The following is a 23,435-nucleotide window of genomic DNA, read 5'->3' as shown; positions in this document are numbered from 1 at the left end:
TGATGAAACAGTCCGAGATCTTCAGGAATAACGCCGACAACTGCCTCCAGCTCGCCGAGAGGGCCGAAGGGCAGCCGGCACACAATCGTTTTCTGCGCATGGCGAATGCGTGGACGGCACTTGCCGACGAGCAGGATTGGCTCGACGGCGAGGTGCCGCCCGTTCCGGCCCGCAGGCTTCAAAAGCAGGACGCGTAGCGCTGTCGTTTTCGTGGATCTGCGTGTGAGACTGCTCACGGACAGCAAGCAGGGTCATTCGTAACAGTCGATCGCGTTGATTTCCTATTCCAGGAGGTTTTTGCAATGGCTCCACGTCTGGCTCTTCTTTCGCTCATCCTCGCCTTTGGCGTGTCGGTCGCGTTCGCCACCGTGACGACGGTGCGGCAGGTGCATCACGAAAATGCATCGGCCCCGGTGCACTCGACGCATAGTTAGCAGTCTGATCTCGCGGGTCGGAACCTTCGACGCTCCGGCGCGTAAGCGCTTCGAGACAGCAAAGAGGCGAGAGCTATCATGGCCCATTCCGACCAAGGCATCATCAGAGATCAACGCGGTGAACAGCAGCCGCGGGACAAGCAGCGTGCGCAGACCGTGCACAAGTCGGAGCCAAAGGGCTCGCCCTCTCGTGAGGCCACGCGCGATCCCAAACTGAACGACAACAGCAAGACGCCCGGCTCCGGCATGGCGCCGGATGATTCCGGCGACGCCCCGAGCGGCTAATTCCATCAGGAACGAATTCGCACGCAAAGAGTCGAGGGATTGCTTCCGGCTGTCATGCCCCCGGTGATCCGGAAGCAATCTCCAAGGACGGCCCTGGCACCCCGTGCCGGGGCCGTTTGCTTGAGCATCAGGCTGGACTAATCCTCGGCGTCGCGCTGCGGATGCGGTTGCGTATGGCCGTCCGGGCCGCGCCCGAAAACCCCGAACCTGCTCGATTTGACATTAGGCCCTGCATCGACAGCGGCGGTGGCCAGGCCGAGCTTGAGGAGCTCGCGCACAGCCGCGGCTCGCGTCGGCATGCGATGTTTGAACCGGAAGTCGTCGACCGCGGCCAGTTCTTCCGGTGACAGCATGACCTGGAGCCGCTCGGCGCGAAGGTCGTTCATGATCAATCACCCAAAATGAGCAAGTTGAGCAGTTTACTCAACGAACTCATTCCACCGCGGTTCCACAAGATGCGGCTATGGCGCCAAGTTAGCCAAAAAATACAACAAAATCAATATGTTATATGATGCAAGGGCCCTTTGGCAGGTGTATGCTCCCGGCAAATGGGAGAGACCTCATGACGAGCGAAGTCACATTGCCCCGCAAACATGTCGACGAGAGCGCGGCACCCAAGCCGGTGCGCCCCAGCCACCAGAAGGTCATCGAGCAGGTCGAGCGCTGGGCCAACAGTCCGGGCCTTCAACCGCCGAGATTGCAGCCGTCAACGCATGCCAAAGCGGGCTAGCGCTTCGCAAGGGGAGAGCCCTTTGACGATGGCGAATGGGCTGATCGGTGCGATTTGCGGGAGACGATGCGAAGCTTGCGCCTGAGCCACCAGGCCCAGACCGAAACGATGGTCCAGACTATCAACGCGGCAGCGAAAGCGCCCGGAGCGCTCGCGGCCACGGTGAAATGAAAGACGGCGGCGAATGCCAGGAGACCGATGCTTCCCCAGGCGGCGCCAGCCGCGTCGAGCGCGGCGGCCTCTTGCCCGCGGCGCGTGCCGCTGAGGCCGGCCTTCTCCTTGGTGCGGCGTTCATGGCTTTCGACCAGCGTGGCGCTCGCGCAGAAGATGGCGGGAAGCGCAAGGAAAAGTCCGCCGACGGACACACCGAAGCGCGCTCCCAGAACCCCCGTGAGCACGGTCGCCAGGCCACCGAGCAGGAAACGAATGCCGTATTCGTACCAGCGTGTCTGCTTGAGCGCGGAGAGCGACAGCTTGACCGGCATCAGGCCGTACCTCCGAAGCCGGCGAGCAGGCCGAAGGCGACCGCAAGCCACACGATAACAGCGAGGACGGTCGCGGGCAGCGCGGACACACGGTATCTGATCAGCAGATGGCAGACGACGACGCTGTAGCAGCCGAGCGCGACCGCGCCATAGATCATCGTCCAGCTTTCGGCCGCAGCATATTGCGGGCCGTGCTGGACGACGGCGATGCCGAGCGTCGCCAGTGCGACCGACGGTGCCGCGCCGAGTAACCCCGCAAAGCTTTTGGGTTTGAGCATATCGCCCAAGATCGCAAAGGCGGAGACGATGATGCCACCGGCGATGAAGCGCACGAGATATTCGGTCACGGCTTTTCCCGCCGATTGACTTGCTTGCGGAACGATTGCGTCAGTGTCCATGGCCGCAAGAGTCTCTCTACGGCCGCGCCAAGCGCAAAGCCTGCGACCACGTCGCTTGCCCAGTGCGCGAGCACTGCGATCCGTGTCAGTGACAGCGCGATCGCAACCGTGCGCAGCAATCGGCGCGGCGTCTTCGGCAGCAAGCCCGCCGCCGAGGCAAGAGCGCCCATATGGACCGCGTGACCGGACGGGAACGCGTCGCGCGCTCGTCCTGAGACGGGTACTCCATGCCCGTGCCCGCGTATGGTCAGCCGGTCTGGCCTGGTCTGATCGAACACGGATTTCAGGATATGCGGCAGGGCGGCCGTCGCGAGCGACACGGCCAGGACGTGGTTTGCCACGGGCCGCTGTTGCGGCTGCCGAATATGAGTATAGAGCCACCCTATTGCGGCCAGTGCGAGCAGCACGTGCTCGTCAGCGGCCCAGGTCAATGTCTGCGCCGTGTGCTCGACGCCTGAATTGGTGTGATCAGCGATCGTATCCGCGATCGCGGTATCGATCCGGCTGGGTTTGACCTCTACCAATGCCATCGGTCTGCAAGCGTGATGTCCTTTGTGACAGTTTTGTAAAGCCCGAAGACAAAGAAGGTTCCTGGACCCTACCTTGCGGCATCAGCCTGGGGCCGGGCCAAAGCGCCGTTTACGGCTGTCCCGATCCACCAGCGGACCCATACACCTGGCCGGTCGCATAGCTCGCGTCGGCTGCGGCAAGCTGCACGTAAATGGAGGCCAGTTCGGCGGGCTGGCCGGGACGGCCGAGCGGCGTCATGCCGCCGAATTTTTCGAGCTTCTCCATCGTGGCGCCGCCGGAGACCTGCAGGGGGGTCCAGATCGGGCCCGGTGCGACGCCATTGACCCGGATGCCCTTCGAGGCGAGCTGCTTCGCCAGCGACTTCACGTAATTCATCGTCGCCGCCTTCGTTTGCGCGTAGTCATAGAGATCGGGCGAGGGATCGTAAGCCTGCTCCGATGTCGTGCCAATGATGCACGAGCCGGGCTTTAAATGCGGCAGCGCCGCCTTGATGATCCAGAACGGCGCGTAGATGTTGGTCTTCATGGTCGCGTCGAAGTCTTCCGAGGAGACGTCGAGAATGGACGCACGTGTCTGCTGCCGCGCCGCGTTGCAGACGACGATGTCGAGTCCGCCGAGATCTTGGACGGCCTGCTCGACCAGCTTCTTGCAGAAAGCCTCATCCTTAAGGTCGCCGGGAATCGCGAGACCGATACGCCCTTCCTTCTTGATCAGCGCGATGACGTCCTGCGCATCCGGTTCTTCCGCCGGTAGATAGTTGATGGCGACGTCGGCGCCTTCGCGTGCATAGGCTATCGCAGCGGCGCGGCCCATACCGGAATCGCCGCCGGTGATCAGCGCTTTGCGGCCGGCGAGCCGGCCGGAGCCCTTGTAGCTGGTCTCGCCGTGATCCGGGGGCGGCTCCATCTTGCCGGCGAGGCCAGGCCAGGGCTGCGATTGCTTCTTGAACGGCGGCTTTGGAAAGCGGGTGACGGGATCGACCAGGTTCTGCTCGGCCATTTTCTGCTCGGCCATGGACGTGTCTCCTTTCGCTGTCGAAGAGGCCAGCGAAGCAGCAGCGATGGTTGCGCTCGCCGCTTGGACGACGTGCCGGCGGGATACTGAAGCCTTGTCGTGATGTGTCATGACGATCTCCGCGATCTCGCGATCTCAATGCGCGGAGAGAGGCATCGTTGCAAAACGAGAGGACGCCGACCCGCAAGCCGGCGTCCTCGGAAGATGTTTACTTGGTCTGGCCGACGCTTGGCGCCTTGCCGAGCTCCTTGGCCATGTCGAGATGGTGCTTGAGCGCCGGCAGCGTCTTGCCGGCCCAATCCTTCAGGTCGGAATTGTCGCCGCCCTTGGCGTAACGCTCGAACAGCGAGACCGCGTCCTCGTGGGCGCTGACCTGGTACGAATTGTAATCCGAGCTGAAGTCCCTGCCATTCGCGCTCTTGAGCTTGTCGAGCTTGCTCTGATGCGAGCTGTCGAGCGCTGTCGGAAGGGTCGCCTGCACCTTGCCGCCGGTGACGAGGCCCTTCAGTTCGCTGCTGGTCTTGGTGTGGTCGGTCACCATCTGCTGCGCAAAGGTCTTCTCCTGTGCGTTGCCCTTCTGCTCGGCAAGTTTGCTCGATTCGATCTCGAACATGTCGCTGATGGCGACTTCCTTGACGAAGTCGGCGGTGGCAGGCGCGACGCCGAGCGCCGAGTTGACGCCGGTTTTCTCGCCCAGCGACTGGGCGAGCGCGGGGCCTGCGAGCAGCACGCAAGCAGCTGCGATAATCATTCGTTTCATGGTCCGATCCCTCCGAATGGGCGCGCAGCCTCTCGCCGCGCGGCATTGCGCCCACCAACACGCTGCAGCGGCCGGAGTTCCTAACGGCTAATCCGTCGGTCTCCGCCCGCTGCGTGGGTTGATGGGATCCGTCGGCTTGCGCCGAAGCCGTTCGGGCAGGAACGGCTCGGTCGGCGTGGCAGTGGCCTCGGCACGCACGTCTGCATGGCGTTGTGCCCGTTCATGCGGCGTCCGGTTGTCGTTGATCTGCCGCTTCACGTCGAGGCCATCCACGGGATCGTTGACGCCGTGCTGGATATCGCGGAAATCGCTCATGCTTCACCTCATTCACTTCCAGGCAGGATTTTTTCCAACACCTGCCGCGCCGCGCCCTTGATCACTCCGCTCTCGTTGGGATCGCCCTTCATCAGCGCAAGAGAGAAGTTCTTGGCCTGCTGCAAGGTGATGTGCGGCGGCAGCGGCGGCACTTCGGGGTCGGTCTTCACCTCCAGCACCACCGGCATCTGGCTCGCGAGCGCCTGGTCCCAAGCCGAGCCTAGTAGCTGCGGGCTGTCGACATAGATGCCGGAGAGGCCGATCAGCTCGGCAAAGCGCGAATAGGACACGTTCGGGATGCGCTGCGATGCCTCGAATTTCGGATCGCCGTTGATGACGCGCTGCTCCCAGGTCACCTGGTTGAGGTCTTCGTTGTTGAAGACGCAGACGATGAAGCGCGGATCCTTCCACTCGCGCCAATACTTCGCGGCGGTGATCAGTTCGGCCATGTTGTTCATTTGCATCGCGCCGTCGCCGACAAGGGCAATCACCGGGCGGTCGGAATGCGCGTATTTCGCGGCGAGCGCATAGGGCACCGCGGCACCCATCGAGGCGAGGCCGCCTGAGAGCGAGGCCGTCATGCCGCGGCGCATCTTCAGGTCGCGCGCGAACCAGTTGGCGCAGGAGCCGGAATCGCTGGTGACGATGGCGCGGTCGGGCAGGCGCGGAGACAGCTCCCAGGCGACGAGTTGCGGATTGACCGGTGCCGCGGGCTGATGGGCCCGATCATCCAGCGTCTTCCACCATTTCGCGACGTCGTCTTCGATGCCCTGGCGCCAGGCGCCATCGCTCTTGGGTTTCAGTCGCGGCAGCAGGGCGCGCAGCGTCTCGGCGGCGTCGCCGACCAGGCCGACCTCCATGGGAAAGCGGATCGACATCATGCTGGCGTCGTTGTCGATCTGCACGCCGCACGCCGCGCCTTCCTTCGGCAGGAATTCGGCATAGGGGAACCCCGAGCCGACCATCAGCAGCGTGTCGCATTCCATCATCATGTTGTAGCTGGGTTCGGTGCCGAGCAGGCCGATCGAGCCGGTGACCCACGGCAGATCGTCGGGGAGCGCTGCCTTGCCGAGCAGCGCCTTGGCGCAGCCGGCGGACAAGCGGTCGGCGACCGCGATCACCTCTTCGGTGGCGTGGAGCGCGCCGGCGCCGATGAGCATCGCGACCTTCTTGCCGGCGTTGAGCACCTCGGCGGCACGGTCGAGGTCAGCGTCACGAGGCTTGATGCCTGGCGCGCTATAGCCGACGCCAGAGTGCAGGGTGCCGTGAGCGCGCGGCGGATCCTCGTAGGGCTCCTCCTGGATATCGTTGGGCAGGATGATCACCGTTGGCGTGCGCCGGGCCAACGCGATTCGGATCGACCGATCGATCAGATGCCGGATTTGCGCCGGCGAGGAGGCCTGCATGACGTAGGCGCCAGCCACATCCTTGAACATCGAGACGAGATCGAGTTCCTGCTGATAGTGTCCGCCCAGCGCATTGCGTGCCTGCTGACCGACGATCGCGAGCACGGGCTGGTGATCCAGCAGGGCATCGTAGAGCCCGGTGATCAGATGCGAGGCGCCGGGGCCCGAAGTGGCGATACACACCCCCAGTTGGCCAGAGAACTTCGCATAGGCGCTCGCCATGAAAGCGGCCATCTCCTCATGCCGCGCCTGGACAAAGCCGATCTTGCCCTCAGCACGCTGAAGCGCACCGAATACGCCGTTGATGCCATCGCCGGGATAGCCAAAGAGGTGGCGCACGCCCCATTGATGCAGACGTTGAACGATGAAGTCTGAGACGGTCTGGGACATCGAGGGCGCCCTTCGTTTTCCGGTATTTGGTTTCCGGGATTTGAAGCTGAGAGAACCGCCCGTTTCCGGCGATGTTCCTCAAGTCTGACGGAACATGCCGGAACGATCGCGCACCTCTTTGGGTTGTCTCCAGACTGGCTGAGTGGAGAATTGAGATGTTGAATCAGGGTGAACTGGACCAAAACGAGATGGGTCGGTTGATCGGCAGCGACAAGGTCGAGGGAACATCGGTCTACGGCGCCGATCGCAACAAAATCGGCTCGATCGAACGCGTGATGATCGACAAGATCAGCGGCAAGGTGTCCTACGCCGTGCTCGGCTTCGGCGGATTTCTGGGCCTCGGCAACGACCATTATCCGCTGCCCTGGCAGTCGCTGAAATACGACACGGAGCTCGGCGGTTACGTCACGGGCATCACCACCAAGGAACTGGAAGGCGCGCCGAAATATGGCGAGCGGAGTGATTGGAACTGGGGGGATGACGCCGCGGTTCGCGGCATCAACTCCTATTATGGCGTCCCCTTCGCGTAAGCGTTTCCACCGAAAGGAAGCTCGATGAGCAAGGAACGGCCTAACGACGATCCCCGGCAGCAGAGCGACTGGGGTTCGCACAAGCAGACGGACAAGCCCTGGAAAGGCACTCCGGAAAAAGAGCAGGGATCGGACGAGGTGAAGCCCGATCTCGAGAAATGGCACGCGACGAAGACACACTGAGACAAGGTGCCGTTCCCATGAGTCATCGAGGCGAGTGCGGCATCCAGTGTGCCGCGCTCGCTTTTGGGCAGGGCGTTCACGAACGCGATGGTGCTCGCAACAAGGGGAACCATGATCAGGAGTTGCGGTTGGGCGTCGCGTGAGCCGGCTTTGGCGGCTCTGCCGCCAGTTTAATCCCGAGAAAGGTGTTTACCGTGGATGCTCAGACACGGGAGCGTGGACCGTCCGCGGAGCAGCCGCAGAGGGCGAAGGAAGCTCCGAAGACATCTCCTGATCAGGCCCACGACGCCAAGGATTCGAAGCCGGCGAAGGCGCCGTCGCTGCAAGATCGGCTTCGCGAGCATTGGCTGGTGGCAAGCGTTGGCGCCATCGTCTTGCTCGCAGCTCTGATCGGCGGATTGCTCTATTGGCTCCAGATAAGCCACTATGAATCCACCGACGATGCCTTCGTCGCCGCGCGCAGCTTTTCCGTGGCCTCCAAGGTCGGCGGCTACGTGACCGACATCCCGGTGACGGACAACCAGCATGTCAACGCCGGGGACCTTCTCGCCAAGATCGACGAGCGCGACTATCGGATCGCCATCGATCAGGCCAATGCGCAAGTCGCGGTCGCCAAGGCGAACATCGCCAATGTCCAGGCGCAGATCGTTTCGCAGCAGGAGCAGATCAAGCAGGCGGAGGCGCAGCTCGAACAGGCCCAGGCCCAGCTTCAGTTCTCGCAGGAAGAATTCGCGCGCGCCCAGGATCTGGTCGAGAAGGGCGCCGGCACCGTGCAGCGCCAGCAGCAGACCCGCTCCGATCTTCAGGCGCAGCAGGCCAACACCGAGCGCGCGAAGACCGCGGTGACGGCCGCGCAAGTCGGCATCAAGACGCTGCAAGCGCAGCTTGAGGGCGCCCGGGCGCAGCTCGAGCAGTCGCAGGCGCAGGTCGATCAGGCCAAGCTGAACCTGCAATATACCAGCGTCGTTGCGGCGCAGTCCGGCCGCGTCGTCAAGCTCAGCGGCGCCAAGGGCACTTTCGTCACAGCGGGACAGAGCCTGATGATGTTCGTGCCTGACGAGGTCTGGATCGTCGCCAACTACAAGGAGACGCAGCTCAACGACATGCGGCCGGGCCAGCCGGTCGAGATCCGCATCGACGCCTATCCCGGGCGCAAGCTGACCGGCCATGTCGAGTCGGTGCAGCCGGGCTCCGGCACTGCGTTCAGCCTGTTGCCCGCGGAGAACGCCACCGGAAATTACGTCAAGGTGGTGCAGCGCGTGCCTGTGAAGATCGTGGTCGACAGCTGGCCGGCCGATTTGCCCGTCGGTCCCGGCATGTCGGTCGTGCCCTGGACCAGGGTGCGATGACCGACACGGCGCAAGGCGGCGCGTCCGCGGGCGGCTGGTCGCCGGAGCGCTCGGCGGCCGGCGGTCATAATCCTTATCTCATTGCGTTCGTCGTCTCGATCGCGACCTTCATGGAGGTGCTCGACACCACCATTGCCAATGTCGCCTTGCGCCACATCGCCGGTGGGCTTGCCGTCGGCATCGACGAGAGCACCTACGTCATCACCAGCTATCTCGTCGCCAACGCCATCGTGCTGTCGATCTCGGGCTGGCTGTCGACCGTGATCGGCCGCAAGCGCTTCTACATGATCTGCGTTGCGGTTTTCACAATCTCCTCGCTCTTGTGCGGCTTTGCCTGGAATTTGCAGGCGCTGGTGCTGTTTCGAATCCTTCAGGGCCTTGGCGGCGGCGGCATGGCGACCAGCGAGCAGGCGATCCTCGCCGACTCCTTCCCGCCGCACAAGCGCGGCCAGGCTTTCGCAATCTATGGCGTCGCCGTCGTGGTCGCGCCCGTGGTCGGTCCGACGCTCGGCGGCTGGATCACCGACACCTACACCTGGCACTGGGTGTTCCTGATCAACGTCCCCATGGGATTGCTGTCGCTGTTCCTGGTCGGCACGCTAGTCAAGGAGCCCTCGGGGGCGGAGGAGGAGAGGGAGAAGCTGCTGAGCAAGGGCCTGCGCGTCGACTATGTCGGCTTCCTGCTGGTCGCGATCGGGCTCGGCTCGCTCGAATACGTGCTCGACGAGGGTCAGCGCAACGACTGGTTCGGCTCGAACATGATCGTGTTCTTCGCGGTACTTTCGGCCATGTCACTGCTTGCGCTGATCCCCTGGGAGCTGACGCGCGAGGATCCCATCATCGATCTCCGCCTGCTCGGCCGCCGCCAGTTCGCCGCCTGCTTCCTGGTCATGCTTGCGACCGGCGCGGTGCTGATCTCGACGACGCAGCTTTTGCCGCAACTGCTCCAGAGCGATTTGAACTACACCGCCATGCTGGCAGGCCTTGCGTTATCACCGGGCGGAATCGCGACCCTGGTGCTGATGCCGGTGGTGGGCCGTCTCGTCAGCAGCGTGCAGCCGAAATACCTCATCATGCTCGGCGCCACCATCGTCGCGTTCTCGATGTGGCATCTCACGGGCCTCACCGGCGACATCACCTACGGCTACGCCGCGATGTCGCGCATCTTCCTGGCGCTCGGTCTGCCTTTCCTGTTCCTGCCGGTCACGACCGCGTCCTATGACGGCGTGCCGCCGGACAAGACCAACCAGGCCTCGGCGCTGATCAACGTCGCCCGCAATATCGGCGGCTCCATGGGCGTTGCGCTGGCGCAGACAATCCTGGCGCAGCGCCAGCAATTCCATCAGGGCCGTCTGATCGAGCACGCCGCGCCGTCGGACCTCGGCTACCAGCAAGCTATCGAGACGATGACCCGCTTCTTCCAGGCTCAGGGCTCGAATGCGAGCGATGCGGCTGCGCAGGCGGTCGCCTGGGTCGGCCGCACCTTGCAGCAGCAGGTCGATTTGCTCGCTTATATCGACGTGTTCTGGACGCTCGCGGTCATCGCGGTGCTGATGATCCCGACCGCCGCGGTGCTGCGCCCGATCAAGCTGGGCGCCCCCGCGCGGGGGCATTGAGGCAACAGCCGCTCGGCTCGAAATGGAGAGAGAAAGGGTGACCGCGGCGCAAATGTCCGGCTAGACTGGTCCGAACGTCAAGCAAATGCCCGGGAGGTAATTTAAGTGAAGACCGCGATCACCGAACTGTTCGGCATCGAGCACCCCATCATCCAGGGCGGCATGCATTTCGTCGGCTTTGCCGAGCTGGCGGCTGCCGTCTCCAATGCCGGCGGGCTCGGCATCATCACCGGTCTCACGCAGAAGACGCCGGAGCTGCTGGCAAAGGAGATCGCACGCTGCCGCGATATGACCGACAAGCCGTTCGGCGTGAACCTCACTTTCCTGCCGACCTTCGCCGCGCCGCCTTATCCGGAATACATCGCGGCCATCGTCGAAGGCGGCATCAAGTCCGTGGAGACCGCCGGCCGCAGCCCGGAAGCCTACATGCCCGCGCTGAAGGCCGCCGGGATCAAGGTCATCCACAAATGCACGTCGGTGCGCCACTCGCTGAAGGCCGAGCGCATCGGATGCGACGCCGTCAGCGTCGACGGCTTTGAGTGCGGCGGCCATCCCGGCGAGGACGACATTCCCAACATGATCCTGTTGCCGCGCGCGGCGGAGGAATTGAAGATTCCGTTCGTCGCGTCCGGCGGCATGGCCGACGGCCGCAGCCTCGTCGCGGCGCTGTCGCTGGGGGCGGCCGGCATGAACATGGGCACGCGCTTCATCGCCACCAAGGAAGCGCCGGTGCATCAGAACGTCAAGAACGCGCTGGTCGCCGCGACCGAACGCGACACCCGCCTGATCATGCGGAGCCTGCGCAACACCGAGCGCGTGCTGAAGAACGCCAATGTCGACCGCCTGCTCGAGATCGAACGCGAGAAGGGCGACAAGCTGAAGATCGACGACATCCACGACCAGGTCGCGGGCGTTTATCCCAGGATCATGCTGGACGGGCAGATGGACGCGGGCGCGTGGAGCTGCGGCATGGTCGCAGGCCTCATCCACGACATCCCCACTTGCAAGGAACTCGTCGACAGGATCATGGCTGAGGCGGAAACCATCATCCGTACCCGTCTAATGGGGTTTCTTGAAGAGACGGGTGCACCGCGAAAGGTCGCCTGACACCGCCAAACTTCTTAACTACGGCGGCAGTTGACCGCTGGAATTGCGCGCGACGCCTCCTAAATAGAGGTAAATTACCTCTTAACAATCGATTTCAGGAGGCGTCCGTGATTATGAAGAGCGCTCCTTTTGCAATGGCCGTTGTCCTCGTGCTCGCATGGGCCGGCGTCGCGCGCGCTGACGACTACAAGCCCGACGAATATCTCGGCCTCGATCTTTCGAAGGCGGTGTTGTCGCCGAAGCGGCTGGGGCCCGAAACCCAGTTCGCGCCGGTCGCGCTGGAGGCGCGCGGCGGCAACGAGGCGCAGGCGCGCGCCGAACCGGTCGACGTGCCGAAGAAGGTCGCCGCCGAACGCGTGCGCGTGTCGGAGCCGAAGGTTGCGCACGCCAAGCCCGCGCACCCGCGCGGCGCGGCGCGCACCAAGCTCGCGCATCGTCACGGCAATCCGCTCGACGCGCAGGCGATGGACACCCGCATCCAGACCTGGCCGTGCCGCAGCGGCGGCATCTGCAACTGGAAGCATTAGGTCAATTCCGAGCGTCATCCGCACGTCGTAAAACCGTAGGCCCGCGGTCAAGAAACCGTAAGCCGGGGGTCAAACGACGCAGGCACCTTCCGTCGCTAGTCGACGAAGGTTTCCTGAATGGTAGCGCTCCGCGCCTCGCGCGCCTGGACCCGGCGGCAATTCCTGGTCCGTTCCACCTCGAGCCTCACCGTTGCCGCGCTCGCAACGCCACATCTCAGCCGCGCCGCTGATCGTCCGCAGCTCGCAGGCGGCATCCAGTCCGGCGACGTCTCGGATGGCTCCGCGGTGATCTGGGCGCGCGCCGACCGGCCGGCGCGGATGCGGGTGGACTATTCGACCGTGGAGAGCTTCAAGACGATCATTGCGTCGGCTTCGCGCGATGCGTCGCCCGATGCCGACTTCACCTCGAAAGTGCTGCTGAACGATCTGCCGCCCGGGCAGGACATCTTCTATCGTGTACGCTTCGACGACATCGCGACCGGCATCGCCGGCGAAAGCCGCGTCGGCCACTTCCGCACTGCGCCGGCTGCCGACCGGTCGATCTCGTTCCTGTGGTCCGGCGACACCGCGGGGCAGGGCTGGGGCATCGACACATCGCGCGGCGGCTATCGCAGCTATCGCACCATGCTCGACAATCGCCCGGACTTCTTCATCCACTCCGGCGATCACATCTACGCCGACTGCACGATCCCCTCCGAGCAGAAGCTGCCGAACGGCGAGATATGGCGCAACGTCGTGACCGAGGAGAAATCCGAGGTCGCGCACACGCTGGCGCAGTTCCGCGGCAATTACAAATACAACCATCTCGACGAGCACTTCCGCGCCTTCCATGCCGAAGTGCCGATGTTTGCACAATGGGATGACCACGAGGTCACCAACGATTGGTCGCCGACCGGTAGCTATGACGCCGCCGGCCATGAGGATGACGGCACCCCGCGCCTGGTCGCGCGCGCCCGCCGCGCCTTCTTCGACTTCATGCCGATCCGCGACATCGGCGCGCGAAAGGGGCGGGTCTATCGCAAGATCGCCTATGGTCCGCTGCTCGACGTCTTCATGATCGACATGCGCAGCTATCGCGACGAGAGCTGGAACAAGGGCGACGATCACCGCGGCTGGATCCTGGGCGCCGAACAGCTTGCCTGGCTGAAGCGTGAGCTCGCGGCCTCGCGCGCGACCTGGAAGGTGATCGCGGCCGATCTGCCGATCGGCCTGGTCAGTCTCGATGCGGTTGCACTGGGGAATGGACCGCCCGACCGGCGTGAGCACGAGATCGCCGATCTTCTCGCGTCCATCAAGCGCGCCGGAATTCGCAACATCGTCTGGCTCACCGCCGACATGCATTACACCGCCGCGCATTACTACGATCCGAACAGGGCGCAATTCCAGGAGTTCGAACCGTTCTGGGAGTTCGTCTCGGGACCCTTGCATGCCGGCACCTGGAGCCCGGGCGAGCTCGACGATACCTTTGGTCCGGCCGCGATGTATCAGAACGGGTGCAGCGAGGCGCAGGGCGAAAACCTCGCGTCCTGTTTCGGACTGCAGTTCTTCGGCAAGGTCGACATCGATGGCCGGACCGGCGTCATGACCGTAACGCTGAAGGACGTCGACAACCGCGACCTCTGGTCGGTCGATATCGTGCCGCAGCCGCAGGCGCGTCCAGCCGTGGTGGCGCAGCATTCGTAAGTCGCTAACCCGATCTTGATTGGCCGCCGTGCGCCTGCGGCGCTATGCTGTCCATTCCCGCCACCTCTTTTCCATCCCCGAAGAGTCTGCTCACGCAGCATCGCTGCTGGCCTCCGGCGGGCTGAACGATGTCAGGAGCCTTTTTCATGGACAATCTCAAGACACAGGGCATCAGCATGCCCAAGCTCGGCCTCGGGACCTTCCGCATGCAGGGCGATGCCTGCCGCGCGGCGGTCGAGAGCGCGCTGTCGATCGGCTATCGCCATATCGATACCGCCGAAATGTACGGCAACGAAGAATCGATCGGCGCGGCGCTCGCCGCGGCCCGGCTGCCGCGGGGCGAGCTGCACGTCACGACAAAAGTCTGGCACGAGAACCTCAGCCCCGACGCCATCCGCCGCGCCTTCGACACCAGCCTGAACAAGCTGCGGCTGGACCATGTCGATCTCTATCTCGTGCACTGGCCGTCCAAGGCGGCGGACTGGGGCGCGGTGTTCGAGACCTTGATGACGCTGAAGCAGGAGGGGCGCACGCGGGCGATCGGCGTCGCCAATTTCACCACGGCGCTGCTCAAGATCGCGGTCGAGGACATCAAGGCGCCGATCGCGTGCAATCAGATCGAATACCACGCCATGCTCGATCAATCGAAGGTGCTGGCCTATCTCAACACCAAGTCGATCCCGCTGGTCGCCTATTGCCCGCTGGCGCAGGGACGCGTCGCGTCAGATGAGGTGCTGGCCGAGATCGGCGCCAGGCACAATGCCACCGCTGCGCAGGTCGCGCTGAAATGGCTGCTCGACCAGGACGGTATCGCCGCGATACCGAAGGCGTCGCGGCGAGAGAGCCAGCAGGCCAATCTGGACGCGCTGAAGATCACGCTCGACGATGCCGACCGCAACAAGATCGCCGCGCTGCCGAAGGACAGACGCTGCGTCAATCCCGGTTTCGCACCGGCGTGGGACTGAGAGTCGTCGCTGAGCGCACCGTCTCTCTCCGCATGCACATTTGTCAGTTTGAATTCGCCGAGGAATACCCCTCATCCGGCGCTTCGCGCCACCTTCTCCCACAAGGGGAGAAGGAAGAAAGAACGAAGAAATGGCCCCGTGAGGGGCCATTTCCATATTGCGTTGCGCATTAGTCCCAATGGTGACGGTGGCCACGCTTGATCACGACGACGCGGTCGCGATTGTGCCAGCCGCGATGCCAACCGTGATCGCGATGCATGCCGTATTCGGCGCGGGCGCCATACATGCCGTGATGATGACCTCCGCGCTTGATCACCACCGTCTCCGCGCTGGCGAGCGTCGGCAGTGCAACCGCGAGCGCGCCGACAGCGGCAAGCACATAACCAAACTTCTTCATGATGTCCTCCTCCAATGGAATGCAAATCTAAACGGCGCATTCGCGGGAACGTTCCGGAGGAATCGCAGGAGAATTCTGAACGCCTGTTCAGGTGGGTTAATCGCAGCGCTGTTGTGCAGGCGTTGGCGCGCCGGTCGCGACGTATTTGCCGTCCCTGATCGTGTACTCGCCGCGCTCGCTGCGATTGTAGACCGCGCGCAAGCTGCCTTGCTTCGAAAGGAGCAGGCCAAACTCGCGCGTCTGCTGCAGCAAGGGGAAGTACACCATCACATTGAGCAGGCCGTCGGCGTTGACCATCGCCGATACCACTTCGTTTTCGTCTTTGGCCTCGCCGAAATTGCGCCGGTACATCACCCTTCCGTCCTTCCGGATCTCGTAAATCAAGAGCGCGCCCTTGTCGCGGTCGGGCCGGGCCGCGCAGTCGACCGCCCATGAGCCGAGCAGGCCCCATTGCTCGACGGTCGTCGCAAGCGATTCCCGGCCGCGGGCGTGAACGCAACCCACAGCACTGCTGCCGCAATCCAGCGGCTCAAACAACTCGTCATGTCCTGATGAGCCCCACCTCCGAATAATTCCGAAGTGTAGCATCCCGCGCGCGATCGTCCACGCTGACCGCCATTCGCGCGCGAATTTGATCCGCGTCAATGAGGCCGGCCGCTTCCGGAGTAGGATGGCGTTCCCGAAGGCGAAATTGGATAGACCGATGCTGAATCAAGTCAGGGATTTCGCAGGCGAGGTGCTGCCGGGGAGCTGTGCCGTGCCGCCTTATTCCGAGACCGCGTTTCTGGCCGAGCTGGGCGACCGCTTGAAGTCCTCACGCATGCGCTGCCTCCTATCGCGCCGGGAGCTGGCCCGCCGCTCCGGGATTTCCGAGCGCTACATCGCTCAGATCGAGGCCGGCAAGGGCAACGTCTCGATCGTGCTGCTGCTGCGGCTGGCCTCCGCGATCCACGGCAGCCAGCCCCAGATCGTCTGAAGGCTCAGGCCCGCTTCTCCACATTGGCGCTGCGGGCCGGCACGCCGAACTCCTTGCGGCAGATCTCGGCCAGCACGGCGACGCCCTCGCGGATCTGCTGATGCGAGGGGCTCGCAAAGCACAGCCGCAGTCGCGATCTGGAGTGGTTTTTGTCAGTCGACCATTCCGGCCCCGGATTGATCGATACGCCGGCGGCAAGCGCGGCCTGATACAGCTTCAGCGTATCGACCTGATCGGGCAGCTTCACCCAAAGGAAGATGCCGCCCTTCGGCTCCTCGAATTCGGCGGCCGTCCCGAACTGCTCGTTGACGGCCTCCATCAGCGTGTCGAGCTTGGTGCGCAGTGCCTTCGTCAGCGCCGGCACGTGGGTCGAGAAATGCGGCTTGCAATAGGCGGCGAGCACCATCTGCTCCAGTGCGCCGGAGCCGGCGTCCGTCTTCAGCGCCAGCATCCGCGACATCACATCCCAGGGCGCGACGATGAAGCCGACGCGCAGCGCGGGCGCGATCGACTTCGAGAACGAGCCGATATGGATCACGCCGCCGTTCCGGCTCATCGCATGGATCGCCGGCGGCCGCTGTCCTGACCAGACCAGATCGGCATAGCAATCGTCTTCGAAGATGGGCACGCCGTAGTCTGCCGACAGCCGCAACAGCTCCGTGCGGCGGCCCTCCGGCATGATGCTGCCGGTCGGGTTCTGCACGGTCGGAATGGTGTAGATGTACTTCGGCCGGATGCCGCGGCCCTTGAGGTCGGCAAGCATCGTGGCCAGCACGTCCATGCGCATGCCGTCCTTGTCGAGGGGGATGCCAACCACATTGACCCCGAGCCGCGCCAAACGGGTCAGCGAGCCCTGATAGCTATCCTGCTCGAAGATCACGGTATCGCCGCGCGTCAGCAGCGTGGCGTTGACGAGGTCGAGCGCCTGCAGCGAGCCGGAGACGATCAGGAGATCGTCGACCGTGCAGTTGATGCCGGCATCGCGCTTGAGTTTCGTCACCAGGAATTCGCGCAAGGGCAGATAGCCCTGGGGACCATGTGCCAGCCCGTAAGTGGCGAGCGAGCGGCCTTCGCGTTGCAGAGCCATGTTGGCCGCCTCGATCAGATGATCGAGCGGCAGCTGCTCGGCGTCGTTGTTGCCGCCGACAAAACTGTATTTGGCGAGACCCGTCCAGCGCGCAGAGGGGGCCGGCAGCCCTGCGGGAAACAGGGGCGCAAAATCGAAGCTGGACGTCATGGGAGCGTTCCTCATTCTATTCTTGTCAGGCTGCCGGCTTTGCGCAGGTCAGTCGTGCTTCTTGCTTATTTCTTGCCGACCGTCCGGGTCGGACGGCCCTGGCTGATGAAAGCGTAATGCGCATTGGCGACGCCGCCAACCATCAAGGCCTCGACGGCAGGCTCGGCGATCTCGCTTGTTGCGGCCCAATCGACGAGGAAATTGGCTCCCGTCCCGCCGCGTACGTCGTCGGTCGGAATGAAGATCGAGACGGTGGCGAGGGGCTTCAACGCGACGGGCGCCTTCAGATAGCTCTCGACCTGCCTGCCTGAGGTATCGAAATAGCCGATGCGTTTGACCACCAGTGCTTGCGTCTCGGAGGCGTTGTGCACGCTCAGGGTCACCGAGAAGTCGACGCGCAGCTTGCCCTGGCTCATCGCGACGCTGGAATAGGCGGGCACGTAGAATCCGCCGGAAACGGCGAGTTCTTCTTTTGGCAGTGCGGTGAGGGAATCGGCAAAGCTTTGTTCGATATTGACCTTGGATTGAGCGAATGCGGGCACTGAGGAGGCGAGGGGGCATAGCAGCATTGCAATGGCGAGCCCCATCCGCATGTGACGAATTGCTCGCTTGCCGCGCCGCACTCGATCACTAGGGTGCGGCAAAACGGACCAATCTGGCATGCACGAGCTCATTCGCGACATCACTCTCTGTATCCTGTTTGCCTGGATGCTGGGCCTGCTTGCCCACTTCTCCAGGCAACCGTTGATCCTGGCCTATCTTATCGCCGGCTTCTGCATAGGTCCATTTGGCGCCGGCTGGGTCAAGTCGCAGGAATCGATCAGCGTCATCTCCGAGCTCGGCCTGATCTTCATGCTGTTCATGATCGGCCTGGAGATCGACCTGAAGAAGATCGTGCGGGCGGGAAAGGTCATCCTGTTCGCGGCGGGCGGCCAGCTCCTCGGCGGCTGCCTGCTCGGGGTGCTGTTCTTCGCCGGCATCGGCCTGTCGCTCGGCGGCGGGCAGTTCGATGCTGTTTACCTCTGCGTCGCCTGCGCGCTGTCGAGCACCGTCATCATCGTCAAGGTGCTCTACGAGAAGCGCGAGCTCGACACGCTGCCGGGCCGCATCACCCTCGGCGTGCTGGTGCTCCAGGACATCTTCGCCATCCTGTTCCTGGCGGTGCAGCCGAGCCTTGCCAATCTGGAAATCAGCGTCATCCTGCTCTCGATCGGCCGCGTCGCGGTATTGGTCGCCGCCGCCCTGCTGGTGAGCCGCTACGTGCTGCCGCGTCTGTTTCACCAGATCGCCCGCCGCCCCGAGCTGATCCTGCTCGGCGCGCTCGCCTGGTGCTTCCTGGTCGCCGAGACAGCCGAGCGGCTGTCGCTGTCCCGCGAGATGGGCGCCCTGATCGCCGGCGTCTCGCTCTCGACCTTTCCCTACGCGCTCGACGTCACGGCTAAGGTCACGACGCTACGCGATTTCTTCATCACGCTGTTCTTCGTCGCGCTCGGCATGACCATTCCCGTGCCCGGGCTCTCCGTGATCGGGCTTGCCCTGATGATCGCGGCGTTCACGGTGGTGAGCCGCCTCGTCACCACTTTCGCCCCGCTCTATCTGATGAAGCAGGGCCTGCGCGCTAGCCTGTTGCCGGCCCTGAATCTCGCGCAGATCTCCGAGTTCTCGCTGGTGGTGATCCAGACCGGCGTCGCCGACCACCACATAGCAGCCCAGACGGCGAATGCGGCCTCCTTCGCCTTCGTGGTGCTGGCCGTGCTCTCGACCTTCGTGATGACCCGCAGCGACGAGATCACCCGCTGGGCGATCGGCCCCCTCAAGCGGATCGGCCTGCGCGATCTCGACCACGGCAACGGCCATGGCGAGGAAGGGCACGAAGGCCATGGCGAGGCGCGCCGCATCGTCATCCTCGGCTTTTTCCGTGCGGCGAGCGCGCTGCTGGCCGAGATCGAACGGCAGGCCCCGGTGCTGCTCGAGCAGATCACCGTGATCGACTTCAACCCCAATGTGTACCAGACGCTGCTTTCGCGCGGCCTGCACGTGATCTATGGCGATATCAGCAGCGCCGACACGCTGCTCCATGCCGGCGTCGGCAAGTCCGAGATGATCATCCTCAGCGTACCGGATGCGCTTCTGAAGGGTGCCAGCAACGAGAAGCTGGTCCGCCACGTTCGCACCCTCAACCCGACCGCCATGATCGTTGCCACGGCCGATCTGTTGTCGGATGTAGGCGAACTCTACGCGGCCGGCGCCAGCTATGTCACCGTGACCCGGCTCAGCGACGCCCACGAGTTGTTCACGGTGATCGAGGCGGCCCAAGCCGGCCTGTTGGCCGACAAGCGTGCCGAGCTCGATCAGCGGCTCGGCGAGCGGCGCGAGGTGCTGCCCTGACCGCGCCCGGCCGGCTTCTCACCGGGCTTGGGCCCGGTGCAAGCCGCCCGCCGGGCAGGGCTGCGGTCCGGCATATGTGGTTGCGCCGGGGACACTAGCGCCCCGGGCCAAGTCCGGCTAAGCCTCCGGGCCATAACCGATAGAGATTGGGAAATGCCGGATAACGTCCAGGAAGTCTTGCAGGCCTTTGCCCGGGGTGAGCTCGTGGTCGTCACCGACGACGATGACCGCGAGGGTGAGGGCGATCTGATCGTCGCCGCCTCGTTCTGCACCGCGGAGAAGATGGCGTTCATCATCCGCCACACCTCCGGCATCGTTTGCGCGCCGATCACCACCGAAGATGCGCGCCGCCTGCGGCTCGATCCGATGGTGGCCCACAACGATTCCGCGCACACCACCGCATTCACGGTTTCGATCGACTACAAGCCCGACGGCGGCACCGGCATCTCGGCCGAGGAGCGCGCCTCGTGCTGCCGCGCGCTGTCCAATCCCAACGCCGGCGCCAACGATTTCGCCCGTCCCGGCCATATCTTCCCGCTGATCGCCAAGGATGGCGGCGTGCTGCTGCGCTCCGGCCATACCGAGGCCGCGGTCGATCTGTGCAAGCTCTCCGGCCTGCCGCCGGTCGGCGTCATCAGCGAGTTGATGAACGACGACGGCAGCGTGATGAAGGGCGAGCAGGTCGCCCGCTTCGCCGCCCAGCACAAGCTCAAGCACGTCACCATCGCCGACATGATCGCCTACCGCCAGGTTCGCGAGAAGCTGATCGAGCGGGTCTCGACCTTCGTCACCGAGAGCCCGATCGGGCCGCTGCAGGGCTATGCCTACCGCTCGCCGTTCGATTCCATCGCCCACGTCGCCTTCGTCTACAACGGCGTCGGCGACGGCAAGAACGTCCTGACACGCTTCCACAAGCCGAACATCGTCAAGGACATCTTCACCGGCCACAAGCGCATGGCGGCGGTGCTCGAGCACTTCAAGAAATCCGGCCGTGGCGTTCTGGTCTATCTGCGCGACGGTGCGGCCGGTGTCCCCGTGGCGCCGCTGCCCGATGAGAGCGCGACCGAGGCCGACCGCAACCGCCAGTGGCGTGAAGTCGGCGTCGGTGCGCAGATCCTGCGCGATCTCGGCGTCACCTCGATCCGGCATCTCACCTCCTCGGTGCACGACTACAAGGGCCTTTCGGGCTTCGGCATCGAGATCGTCGCCAACGAGCAGCTCGAAAGCTAGCGCTGTCATCTCAGGGTGCGCGAAGCGCATCCCCCGAGGTGAGCCTCACTCGTCCCCGGGATTCACGCAGACCCGATCATCTGCAACGCAATTGCACTTGTTGCCGCGGCGCTTTACGTTGTCGGGCAAATTTTGACGGAACCAGACGAAAGGACGTTTCATGACCGCGCGCCCTCAGGCCAAGGACAAGCCGGCTTCGGCTTCTTTCCAATGGGACGATCCGTTCCTGCTCGACGAGCAGCTCACCGAAGACGAGCGCATGGTGCGCGACACCGCGCGCGCCTACGCCCAGGACAAGCTGCTGCCGCGCGTTGCCAAGGCCTATCTCGAAGAGAAGACAGATCGCGAGATCTTCAACGAGATGGGCGAGCTCGGCCTGATCGGCATCACGTTGCCGGAGGAATATGGCTGCGCCAATGCAGGCTATGTCGCCTATGGTCTGGTCGCGCGCGAGATCGAGCGGGTCGATTCCGGCTACCGCTCGATGAACTCGGTACAGTCCTCGCTGGTGATGTATCCGATCTACGCCTATGGCGACGAGAACCAGCGCAAGAAGTACCTGCCGAAGCTCGCCAGCGGCGAGTGGGTCGGCTGCTTCGGGCTGACCGAGCCTGATGCCGGCTCCGATCCGGCCGGCATGAAAACCCGCGCCGAGAAAGTTTCGGACGGCTATCGCCTGACCGGCAGCAAGATGTGGATCTCGAACGCGCCGATCGCCGACGTGTTCGTGGTCTGGGCCAAGTCGGCCGCGCACGACAACCAGATCCGCGGCTTCGTGCTGGAGAAGGGCATGAAGGGCCTGTCGGCCCCGAAGATCGGTGGCAAGCTCTCGCTTCGCGCCTCCATCACCGGCGAGGTCGTGATGGACGGCGTTGTGGTTCCGGAAGACGCGCTGCTGCCCAACGTCTCCGGCCTGAAGGGCCCGTTCGGCTGCCTCAACCGCGCCCGCTACGGCATTTCCTGGGGTGTGCTCGGCGCGGCCGAGGACTGCATGCACCGCGCCCGCCAGTACACGCTCGACCGCAAGCAGTTCGGCAAGCCGCTGGCTGCGACCCAGCTCGTGCAGAAGAAGCTCGCGGACATGCAGACCGAGATCGCGCTGGGCCTTCAGGGCTCGCTTCGCGTCGGCCGCCTGATGGACGAGGGCAAGTTCGCGCCCGAGATGATCTCGATCATGAAGCGCAACAATTGCGGCAAGGCCCTCGACATCGCCCGCGTCGCGCGCGACATGCACGGCGGCAACGGCATCTCGATCGAGTATCACGTGATGCGCCACGTCCATAACCTCGAGACCGTCAACACCTACGAGGGCACCCACGACGTCCACGCCCTGATCCTGGGCCGCGCGATCACGGGTATTCAGGCGTTTTTCTGAGCGCCATGTGTTCCATGGCAGTTGCCTTGCTCCGCTGTCATCGTCCGCCTTGTGCGCATTGCGCACTGGGGCGGACGATCCAGTATCCCAGAGACCTCGTCTTCGTCTCGACCGCCGCGGCGTACTGGATACCCCGCTTTCGCGGGGTATGACGGCAGAGAGTTTGGCTACAGGAAGTCCCATGTCCGACAATGACGACGTCCCGTTCAACCGCGACTTTCCGCTGAAGCCCGGCATCGTCGAGGAAGTCCGCCCCGGCGTGCGGCGGGTGCTCTGTAACAATCCGAGCCCGTTCACTTTCACCGGCACGGTCAGCTACATCGTGGGCCGGGGCAACGTTGCGATCATCGATCCCGGTCCGGACGACGAGGCGCATGCGGCGGCGCTGCTCGATGCCGTCAGCGGCGAGACGGTGAGCCATATCTTCGTGACCCACACCCACCGCGACCATTCCCCCAACACCGCGCGGATCAAGCGGGCGACCGGCGCGCCTGTTTACGCCGAAGGCCCGCACCGCGCCTCGCGCCCGCGTTTCGAGAGCGAGAAGCACAACCCGGAATCCGGCGCCGACCGCGACTTCGCACCCGATATCAGGATCGCCCATGGCGACGTCGTCGAAGGAGACGGCTGGCGGCTCGAGGCTGTGGCGACACCCGGCCATACCGCCAATCACCTTGCGTTTGCCTGGCCCGAGCGGAAATTCAACTTCGTCGGCGATCACGTGATGGGATGGTCGACCTCGATCGTGGCGCCGCCCGACGGCTCGATGATCGACTACATGGAATCGCTGGATCGCCTCGCCGCGCGCGAGGAGGATGTGTATTTCTCCGGTCACGGTCCCGAAATTCCCGACGGTCCGCGCTTCGTGCGTTTCCTGATCCGTCACCGCAAGGCGCGCGAGGCCTCTATCCTGCACCGCCTTGCCAAGGGCGAGACCGACATCCCGACCATGGTCCGGGCGATCTATATCGGCATCGATCCGAGGCTCACCACTGCAGCGGGCTACTCCGTGCTGGCGCATCTGGAAGACCTGGTCGCCCGCGGCGTGGTGGCGACGGACGGCGATCCCGTGATCGGCGGGACGTATCGGATGGCGAACTAGTCTCTCGTCATTCCGGAGCGCG

The 23,435-nt window shown here is 64.0% G+C and carries 29 protein-coding genes; 17 read left to right on the top strand and 12 right to left on the bottom strand.

Annotation, left to right across the window (positions count from 1 at the left end; all coding sequences use genetic code 11):
* Window positions 1-2: 2 nt before the first annotated feature.
* The 3 genes from BRA1253DRAFT_RS13155 (at window position 3) to BRA1253DRAFT_RS13150 (ending at window position 719) form a co-directional block, all read left to right on the top strand.
* Window positions 3-197 carry a hypothetical protein gene (locus tag BRA1253DRAFT_RS13155; protein WP_007594779.1) on the top strand — a complete coding sequence of 65 codons (195 nt, stop codon included), beginning with the start codon at window positions 3-5 and terminating at the stop codon, window positions 195-197.
* Window positions 198-302: 105 nt separating this feature from the next.
* Entirely contained in the window at window positions 303-434 is a 132-nt protein-coding gene (locus BRA1253DRAFT_RS45870) for a hypothetical protein (protein WP_007594777.1), read from the top strand.
* 78 nt (window positions 435-512) lie between these two features.
* Window positions 513-719, top strand: coding sequence for a hypothetical protein (locus BRA1253DRAFT_RS13150; RefSeq protein WP_007594775.1), 207 nt, complete (start codon window positions 513-515; stop codon window positions 717-719).
* 137 nt (window positions 720-856) lie between these two features.
* On the opposite strand, the gene BRA1253DRAFT_RS13145 is transcribed toward BRA1253DRAFT_RS13150, so the two are convergent.
* On the bottom strand, window positions 857-1,105 hold the full coding sequence (locus BRA1253DRAFT_RS13145; RefSeq protein ID WP_007594773.1) for a hypothetical protein: 249 nt from the start codon (window positions 1,103-1,105) through the stop codon (window positions 857-859).
* A 176-nt stretch (window positions 1,106-1,281) separates the two neighbouring features.
* On the opposite strand from BRA1253DRAFT_RS13145, the gene BRA1253DRAFT_RS44440 reads away from it, so the two are divergent.
* Window positions 1,282-1,449, top strand: a complete 168-nt coding sequence (locus BRA1253DRAFT_RS44440; protein ID WP_007594771.1) for a hypothetical protein — start codon at window positions 1,282-1,284, stop codon at window positions 1,447-1,449.
* On the opposite strand, the gene BRA1253DRAFT_RS13140 is transcribed toward BRA1253DRAFT_RS44440, so the two are convergent.
* The 7 genes from BRA1253DRAFT_RS13140 to BRA1253DRAFT_RS13110 all read right to left on the bottom strand — a co-directional run bounded on the left by BRA1253DRAFT_RS13140 (window position 1,446) and on the right by BRA1253DRAFT_RS13110 (window position 6,748).
* A complete protein-coding gene (locus BRA1253DRAFT_RS13140) occupies window positions 1,446-1,934 on the bottom strand; it encodes a DUF3147 family protein (RefSeq protein WP_007594768.1) in 489 nt (162 codons plus the stop codon). The genes BRA1253DRAFT_RS44440 and BRA1253DRAFT_RS13140 overlap by 4 nt on opposite strands.
* Window positions 1,934-2,281 carry a DUF3147 family protein gene (locus tag BRA1253DRAFT_RS13135; protein ID WP_007594767.1) on the bottom strand — a complete coding sequence of 116 codons (348 nt, stop codon included), beginning with the start codon at window positions 2,279-2,281 and terminating at the stop codon, window positions 1,934-1,936. The genes BRA1253DRAFT_RS13140 and BRA1253DRAFT_RS13135 overlap by 1 nt, the downstream gene beginning before the upstream one ends.
* Window positions 2,278-2,862: a phosphatase PAP2 family protein gene (locus BRA1253DRAFT_RS13130; protein ID WP_007594765.1), complete on the bottom strand. Its 585-nt coding sequence runs from the start codon at window positions 2,860-2,862 to the stop codon at window positions 2,278-2,280. Before BRA1253DRAFT_RS13130 ends, BRA1253DRAFT_RS13135 begins: the two co-directional genes overlap by 4 nt.
* Window positions 2,863-2,971: 109 nt before the next feature.
* Window positions 2,972-3,862, bottom strand: coding sequence for an SDR family oxidoreductase (locus BRA1253DRAFT_RS13125; protein WP_198288303.1), 891 nt, complete (start codon window positions 3,860-3,862; stop codon window positions 2,972-2,974).
* Between the two features lie 223 nt (window positions 3,863-4,085).
* On the bottom strand, window positions 4,086-4,637 hold the full coding sequence (locus tag BRA1253DRAFT_RS13120) for a DUF4142 domain-containing protein (protein ID WP_007594761.1): 552 nt from the start codon (window positions 4,635-4,637) through the stop codon (window positions 4,086-4,088).
* 87 nt (window positions 4,638-4,724) lie between these two features.
* On the bottom strand, window positions 4,725-4,952 hold the full coding sequence (locus BRA1253DRAFT_RS13115) for a hypothetical protein (RefSeq protein WP_007594757.1): 228 nt from the start codon (window positions 4,950-4,952) through the stop codon (window positions 4,725-4,727).
* A gap of 8 nt (window positions 4,953-4,960) precedes the next feature.
* Window positions 4,961-6,748 (bottom strand): thiamine pyrophosphate-requiring protein, encoded by a 1,788-nt coding sequence (locus BRA1253DRAFT_RS13110; protein ID WP_007594755.1) that lies wholly within the window; start codon window positions 6,746-6,748, stop codon window positions 4,961-4,963.
* 155 nt (window positions 6,749-6,903) lie between these two features.
* Here BRA1253DRAFT_RS13110 and BRA1253DRAFT_RS13105 point away from each other — a divergent pair, with 155 nt between their 5' ends.
* The 8 genes from BRA1253DRAFT_RS13105 to BRA1253DRAFT_RS13075 all read left to right on the top strand — a co-directional run bounded on the left by BRA1253DRAFT_RS13105 (window position 6,904) and on the right by BRA1253DRAFT_RS13075 (window position 14,708).
* Window positions 6,904-7,278: a PRC-barrel domain-containing protein gene (locus BRA1253DRAFT_RS13105; RefSeq protein ID WP_007594753.1), complete on the top strand. Its 375-nt coding sequence runs from the start codon at window positions 6,904-6,906 to the stop codon at window positions 7,276-7,278.
* 24 nt (window positions 7,279-7,302) lie between these two features.
* A complete protein-coding gene (locus BRA1253DRAFT_RS44435; RefSeq protein WP_007594751.1) occupies window positions 7,303-7,461 on the top strand; it encodes a hypothetical protein in 159 nt (52 codons plus the stop codon).
* A 194-nt stretch (window positions 7,462-7,655) separates the two neighbouring features.
* Entirely contained in the window at window positions 7,656-8,810 is a 1,155-nt protein-coding gene (locus tag BRA1253DRAFT_RS13100) for an HlyD family secretion protein (RefSeq protein WP_007594750.1), read from the top strand.
* Entirely contained in the window at window positions 8,807-10,426 is a 1,620-nt protein-coding gene (locus tag BRA1253DRAFT_RS13095) for a DHA2 family efflux MFS transporter permease subunit (RefSeq protein ID WP_007594747.1), read from the top strand. The genes BRA1253DRAFT_RS13100 and BRA1253DRAFT_RS13095 overlap by 4 nt, the downstream gene beginning before the upstream one ends.
* Before the next feature lie 105 nt (window positions 10,427-10,531).
* Entirely contained in the window at window positions 10,532-11,533 is a 1,002-nt protein-coding gene (locus tag BRA1253DRAFT_RS13090) for a nitronate monooxygenase family protein (RefSeq protein ID WP_007594746.1), read from the top strand.
* A gap of 134 nt (window positions 11,534-11,667) precedes the next feature.
* Window positions 11,668-12,060, top strand: a complete 393-nt coding sequence (locus BRA1253DRAFT_RS13085; protein ID WP_371261317.1) for a hypothetical protein — start codon at window positions 11,668-11,670, stop codon at window positions 12,058-12,060.
* Between the two features lie 117 nt (window positions 12,061-12,177).
* On the top strand, window positions 12,178-13,743 hold the full coding sequence (locus BRA1253DRAFT_RS13080) for an alkaline phosphatase (RefSeq protein ID WP_007594742.1): 1,566 nt from the start codon (window positions 12,178-12,180) through the stop codon (window positions 13,741-13,743).
* 146 nt (window positions 13,744-13,889) lie between these two features.
* Window positions 13,890-14,708, top strand: coding sequence for an aldo/keto reductase (locus BRA1253DRAFT_RS13075; RefSeq protein ID WP_007594740.1), 819 nt, complete (start codon window positions 13,890-13,892; stop codon window positions 14,706-14,708).
* A gap of 169 nt (window positions 14,709-14,877) precedes the next feature.
* Here the strand turns inward: BRA1253DRAFT_RS13075 and BRA1253DRAFT_RS13070 are convergent, their stop codons facing one another.
* Together BRA1253DRAFT_RS13070 and BRA1253DRAFT_RS13065 are read right to left on the bottom strand one after the other, a co-directional pair.
* Window positions 14,878-15,105, bottom strand: a complete 228-nt coding sequence (locus BRA1253DRAFT_RS13070; protein WP_007594737.1) for a hypothetical protein — start codon at window positions 15,103-15,105, stop codon at window positions 14,878-14,880.
* Window positions 15,106-15,201: 96 nt separating this feature from the next.
* A complete protein-coding gene (locus BRA1253DRAFT_RS13065; protein ID WP_007594736.1) occupies window positions 15,202-15,642 on the bottom strand; it encodes a hypothetical protein in 441 nt (146 codons plus the stop codon).
* Between the two features lie 166 nt (window positions 15,643-15,808).
* On the opposite strand from BRA1253DRAFT_RS13065, the gene BRA1253DRAFT_RS13060 reads away from it, so the two are divergent.
* Window positions 15,809-16,081: a helix-turn-helix domain-containing protein gene (locus BRA1253DRAFT_RS13060; RefSeq protein WP_035995174.1), complete on the top strand. Its 273-nt coding sequence runs from the start codon at window positions 15,809-15,811 to the stop codon at window positions 16,079-16,081.
* Window positions 16,082-16,085: 4 nt separating this feature from the next.
* Here BRA1253DRAFT_RS13060 and BRA1253DRAFT_RS13055 read toward each other — a convergent pair whose 3' ends face one another.
* Window positions 16,086-17,318, bottom strand: coding sequence for a PLP-dependent aminotransferase family protein (locus BRA1253DRAFT_RS13055; RefSeq protein WP_007594728.1), 1,233 nt, complete (start codon window positions 17,316-17,318; stop codon window positions 16,086-16,088).
* Between the two features lie 65 nt (window positions 17,319-17,383).
* Window positions 17,384-17,911, bottom strand: a complete 528-nt coding sequence (locus tag BRA1253DRAFT_RS13050) for a DUF3124 domain-containing protein (protein WP_007594726.1) — start codon at window positions 17,909-17,911, stop codon at window positions 17,384-17,386.
* Between the two features lie 67 nt (window positions 17,912-17,978).
* On the opposite strand from BRA1253DRAFT_RS13050, the gene BRA1253DRAFT_RS13045 reads away from it, so the two are divergent.
* The 4 genes from BRA1253DRAFT_RS13045 to BRA1253DRAFT_RS13030 all read left to right on the top strand — a co-directional run bounded on the left by BRA1253DRAFT_RS13045 (window position 17,979) and on the right by BRA1253DRAFT_RS13030 (window position 23,413).
* Window positions 17,979-19,706, top strand: a complete 1,728-nt coding sequence (locus BRA1253DRAFT_RS13045; RefSeq protein WP_007594724.1) for a cation:proton antiporter — start codon at window positions 17,979-17,981, stop codon at window positions 19,704-19,706.
* 153 nt (window positions 19,707-19,859) lie between these two features.
* Window positions 19,860-20,936, top strand: a complete 1,077-nt coding sequence (gene ribB / locus BRA1253DRAFT_RS13040) for a 3,4-dihydroxy-2-butanone-4-phosphate synthase (protein ID WP_007594722.1) — start codon at window positions 19,860-19,862, stop codon at window positions 20,934-20,936.
* Window positions 20,937-21,096: 160 nt separating this feature from the next.
* A complete protein-coding gene (locus BRA1253DRAFT_RS13035) occupies window positions 21,097-22,311 on the top strand; it encodes an acyl-CoA dehydrogenase (RefSeq protein ID WP_007594720.1) in 1,215 nt (404 codons plus the stop codon).
* 181 nt (window positions 22,312-22,492) lie between these two features.
* Window positions 22,493-23,413 carry an MBL fold metallo-hydrolase gene (locus tag BRA1253DRAFT_RS13030; protein ID WP_007594719.1) on the top strand — a complete coding sequence of 307 codons (921 nt, stop codon included), beginning with the start codon at window positions 22,493-22,495 and terminating at the stop codon, window positions 23,411-23,413.
* Window positions 23,414-23,435 lie beyond the last annotated feature (22 nt).

The organism is Bradyrhizobium sp. WSM1253 (genome assembly GCF_000244935.1).
Classification (GTDB): domain Bacteria; phylum Pseudomonadota; class Alphaproteobacteria; order Rhizobiales; family Xanthobacteraceae; genus Bradyrhizobium; species Bradyrhizobium canariense.
The sequence above is the reverse complement of the archived record's forward strand: the minus strand, read 5'-3'. Positions and strand labels throughout refer to the sequence as shown.

Excerpts from the sequence above, each read along its gene's own strand:
- BRA1253DRAFT_RS13155 (WP_007594779.1), top strand. The coding sequence starts at position 3 with ATGAAACAGTCCGAGATCTTCAGGAATAACGCCGACAACTGCCTCCAG.
- BRA1253DRAFT_RS45870 (WP_007594777.1), top strand. The coding sequence starts at position 303 with ATGGCTCCACGTCTGGCTCTTCTTTCGCTCATCCTCGCCTTTGGCGTG.
- BRA1253DRAFT_RS13150 (WP_007594775.1), top strand. The coding sequence starts at position 513 with ATGGCCCATTCCGACCAAGGCATCATCAGAGATCAACGCGGTGAACAG.
- BRA1253DRAFT_RS13145 (WP_007594773.1), bottom strand. The coding sequence starts at position 1,105 with ATGAACGACCTTCGCGCCGAGCGGCTCCAGGTCATGCTGTCACCGGAA.
- BRA1253DRAFT_RS44440 (WP_007594771.1), top strand. The coding sequence starts at position 1,282 with ATGACGAGCGAAGTCACATTGCCCCGCAAACATGTCGACGAGAGCGCG.
- BRA1253DRAFT_RS13140 (WP_007594768.1), bottom strand. The coding sequence starts at position 1,934 with ATGCCGGTCAAGCTGTCGCTCTCCGCGCTCAAGCAGACACGCTGGTAC.
- BRA1253DRAFT_RS13130 (WP_007594765.1), bottom strand. The coding sequence starts at position 2,862 with ATGGCATTGGTAGAGGTCAAACCCAGCCGGATCGATACCGCGATCGCG.
- BRA1253DRAFT_RS13125 (WP_198288303.1), bottom strand. The coding sequence starts at position 3,862 with ATGGCCGAGCAGAACCTGGTCGATCCCGTCACCCGCTTTCCAAAGCCG.
- BRA1253DRAFT_RS13120 (WP_007594761.1), bottom strand. The coding sequence starts at position 4,637 with ATGAAACGAATGATTATCGCAGCTGCTTGCGTGCTGCTCGCAGGCCCC.
- BRA1253DRAFT_RS13115 (WP_007594757.1), bottom strand. The coding sequence starts at position 4,952 with ATGAGCGATTTCCGCGATATCCAGCACGGCGTCAACGATCCCGTGGAT.
- BRA1253DRAFT_RS13110 (WP_007594755.1), bottom strand. The coding sequence starts at position 6,748 with ATGTCCCAGACCGTCTCAGACTTCATCGTTCAACGTCTGCATCAATGG.
- BRA1253DRAFT_RS13105 (WP_007594753.1), top strand. The coding sequence starts at position 6,904 with ATGTTGAATCAGGGTGAACTGGACCAAAACGAGATGGGTCGGTTGATC.
- BRA1253DRAFT_RS44435 (WP_007594751.1), top strand. The coding sequence starts at position 7,303 with ATGAGCAAGGAACGGCCTAACGACGATCCCCGGCAGCAGAGCGACTGG.
- BRA1253DRAFT_RS13095 (WP_007594747.1), top strand. The coding sequence starts at position 8,807 with ATGACCGACACGGCGCAAGGCGGCGCGTCCGCGGGCGGCTGGTCGCCG.
- BRA1253DRAFT_RS13085 (WP_371261317.1), top strand. The coding sequence starts at position 11,668 with ATGGCCGTTGTCCTCGTGCTCGCATGGGCCGGCGTCGCGCGCGCTGAC.
- BRA1253DRAFT_RS13080 (WP_007594742.1), top strand. The coding sequence starts at position 12,178 with ATGGTAGCGCTCCGCGCCTCGCGCGCCTGGACCCGGCGGCAATTCCTG.
- BRA1253DRAFT_RS13075 (WP_007594740.1), top strand. The coding sequence starts at position 13,890 with ATGGACAATCTCAAGACACAGGGCATCAGCATGCCCAAGCTCGGCCTC.
- BRA1253DRAFT_RS13070 (WP_007594737.1), bottom strand. The coding sequence starts at position 15,105 with ATGAAGAAGTTTGGTTATGTGCTTGCCGCTGTCGGCGCGCTCGCGGTT.
- BRA1253DRAFT_RS13060 (WP_035995174.1), top strand. The coding sequence starts at position 15,809 with ATGCTGAATCAAGTCAGGGATTTCGCAGGCGAGGTGCTGCCGGGGAGC.
- BRA1253DRAFT_RS13055 (WP_007594728.1), bottom strand. The coding sequence starts at position 17,318 with ATGACGTCCAGCTTCGATTTTGCGCCCCTGTTTCCCGCAGGGCTGCCG.
- BRA1253DRAFT_RS13050 (WP_007594726.1), bottom strand. The coding sequence starts at position 17,911 with ATGCGGATGGGGCTCGCCATTGCAATGCTGCTATGCCCCCTCGCCTCC.
- BRA1253DRAFT_RS13045 (WP_007594724.1), top strand. The coding sequence starts at position 17,979 with ATGCACGAGCTCATTCGCGACATCACTCTCTGTATCCTGTTTGCCTGG.
- ribB (WP_007594722.1), top strand. The coding sequence starts at position 19,860 with ATGCCGGATAACGTCCAGGAAGTCTTGCAGGCCTTTGCCCGGGGTGAG.
- BRA1253DRAFT_RS13035 (WP_007594720.1), top strand. The coding sequence starts at position 21,097 with ATGACCGCGCGCCCTCAGGCCAAGGACAAGCCGGCTTCGGCTTCTTTC.
- BRA1253DRAFT_RS13030 (WP_007594719.1), top strand. The coding sequence starts at position 22,493 with ATGTCCGACAATGACGACGTCCCGTTCAACCGCGACTTTCCGCTGAAG.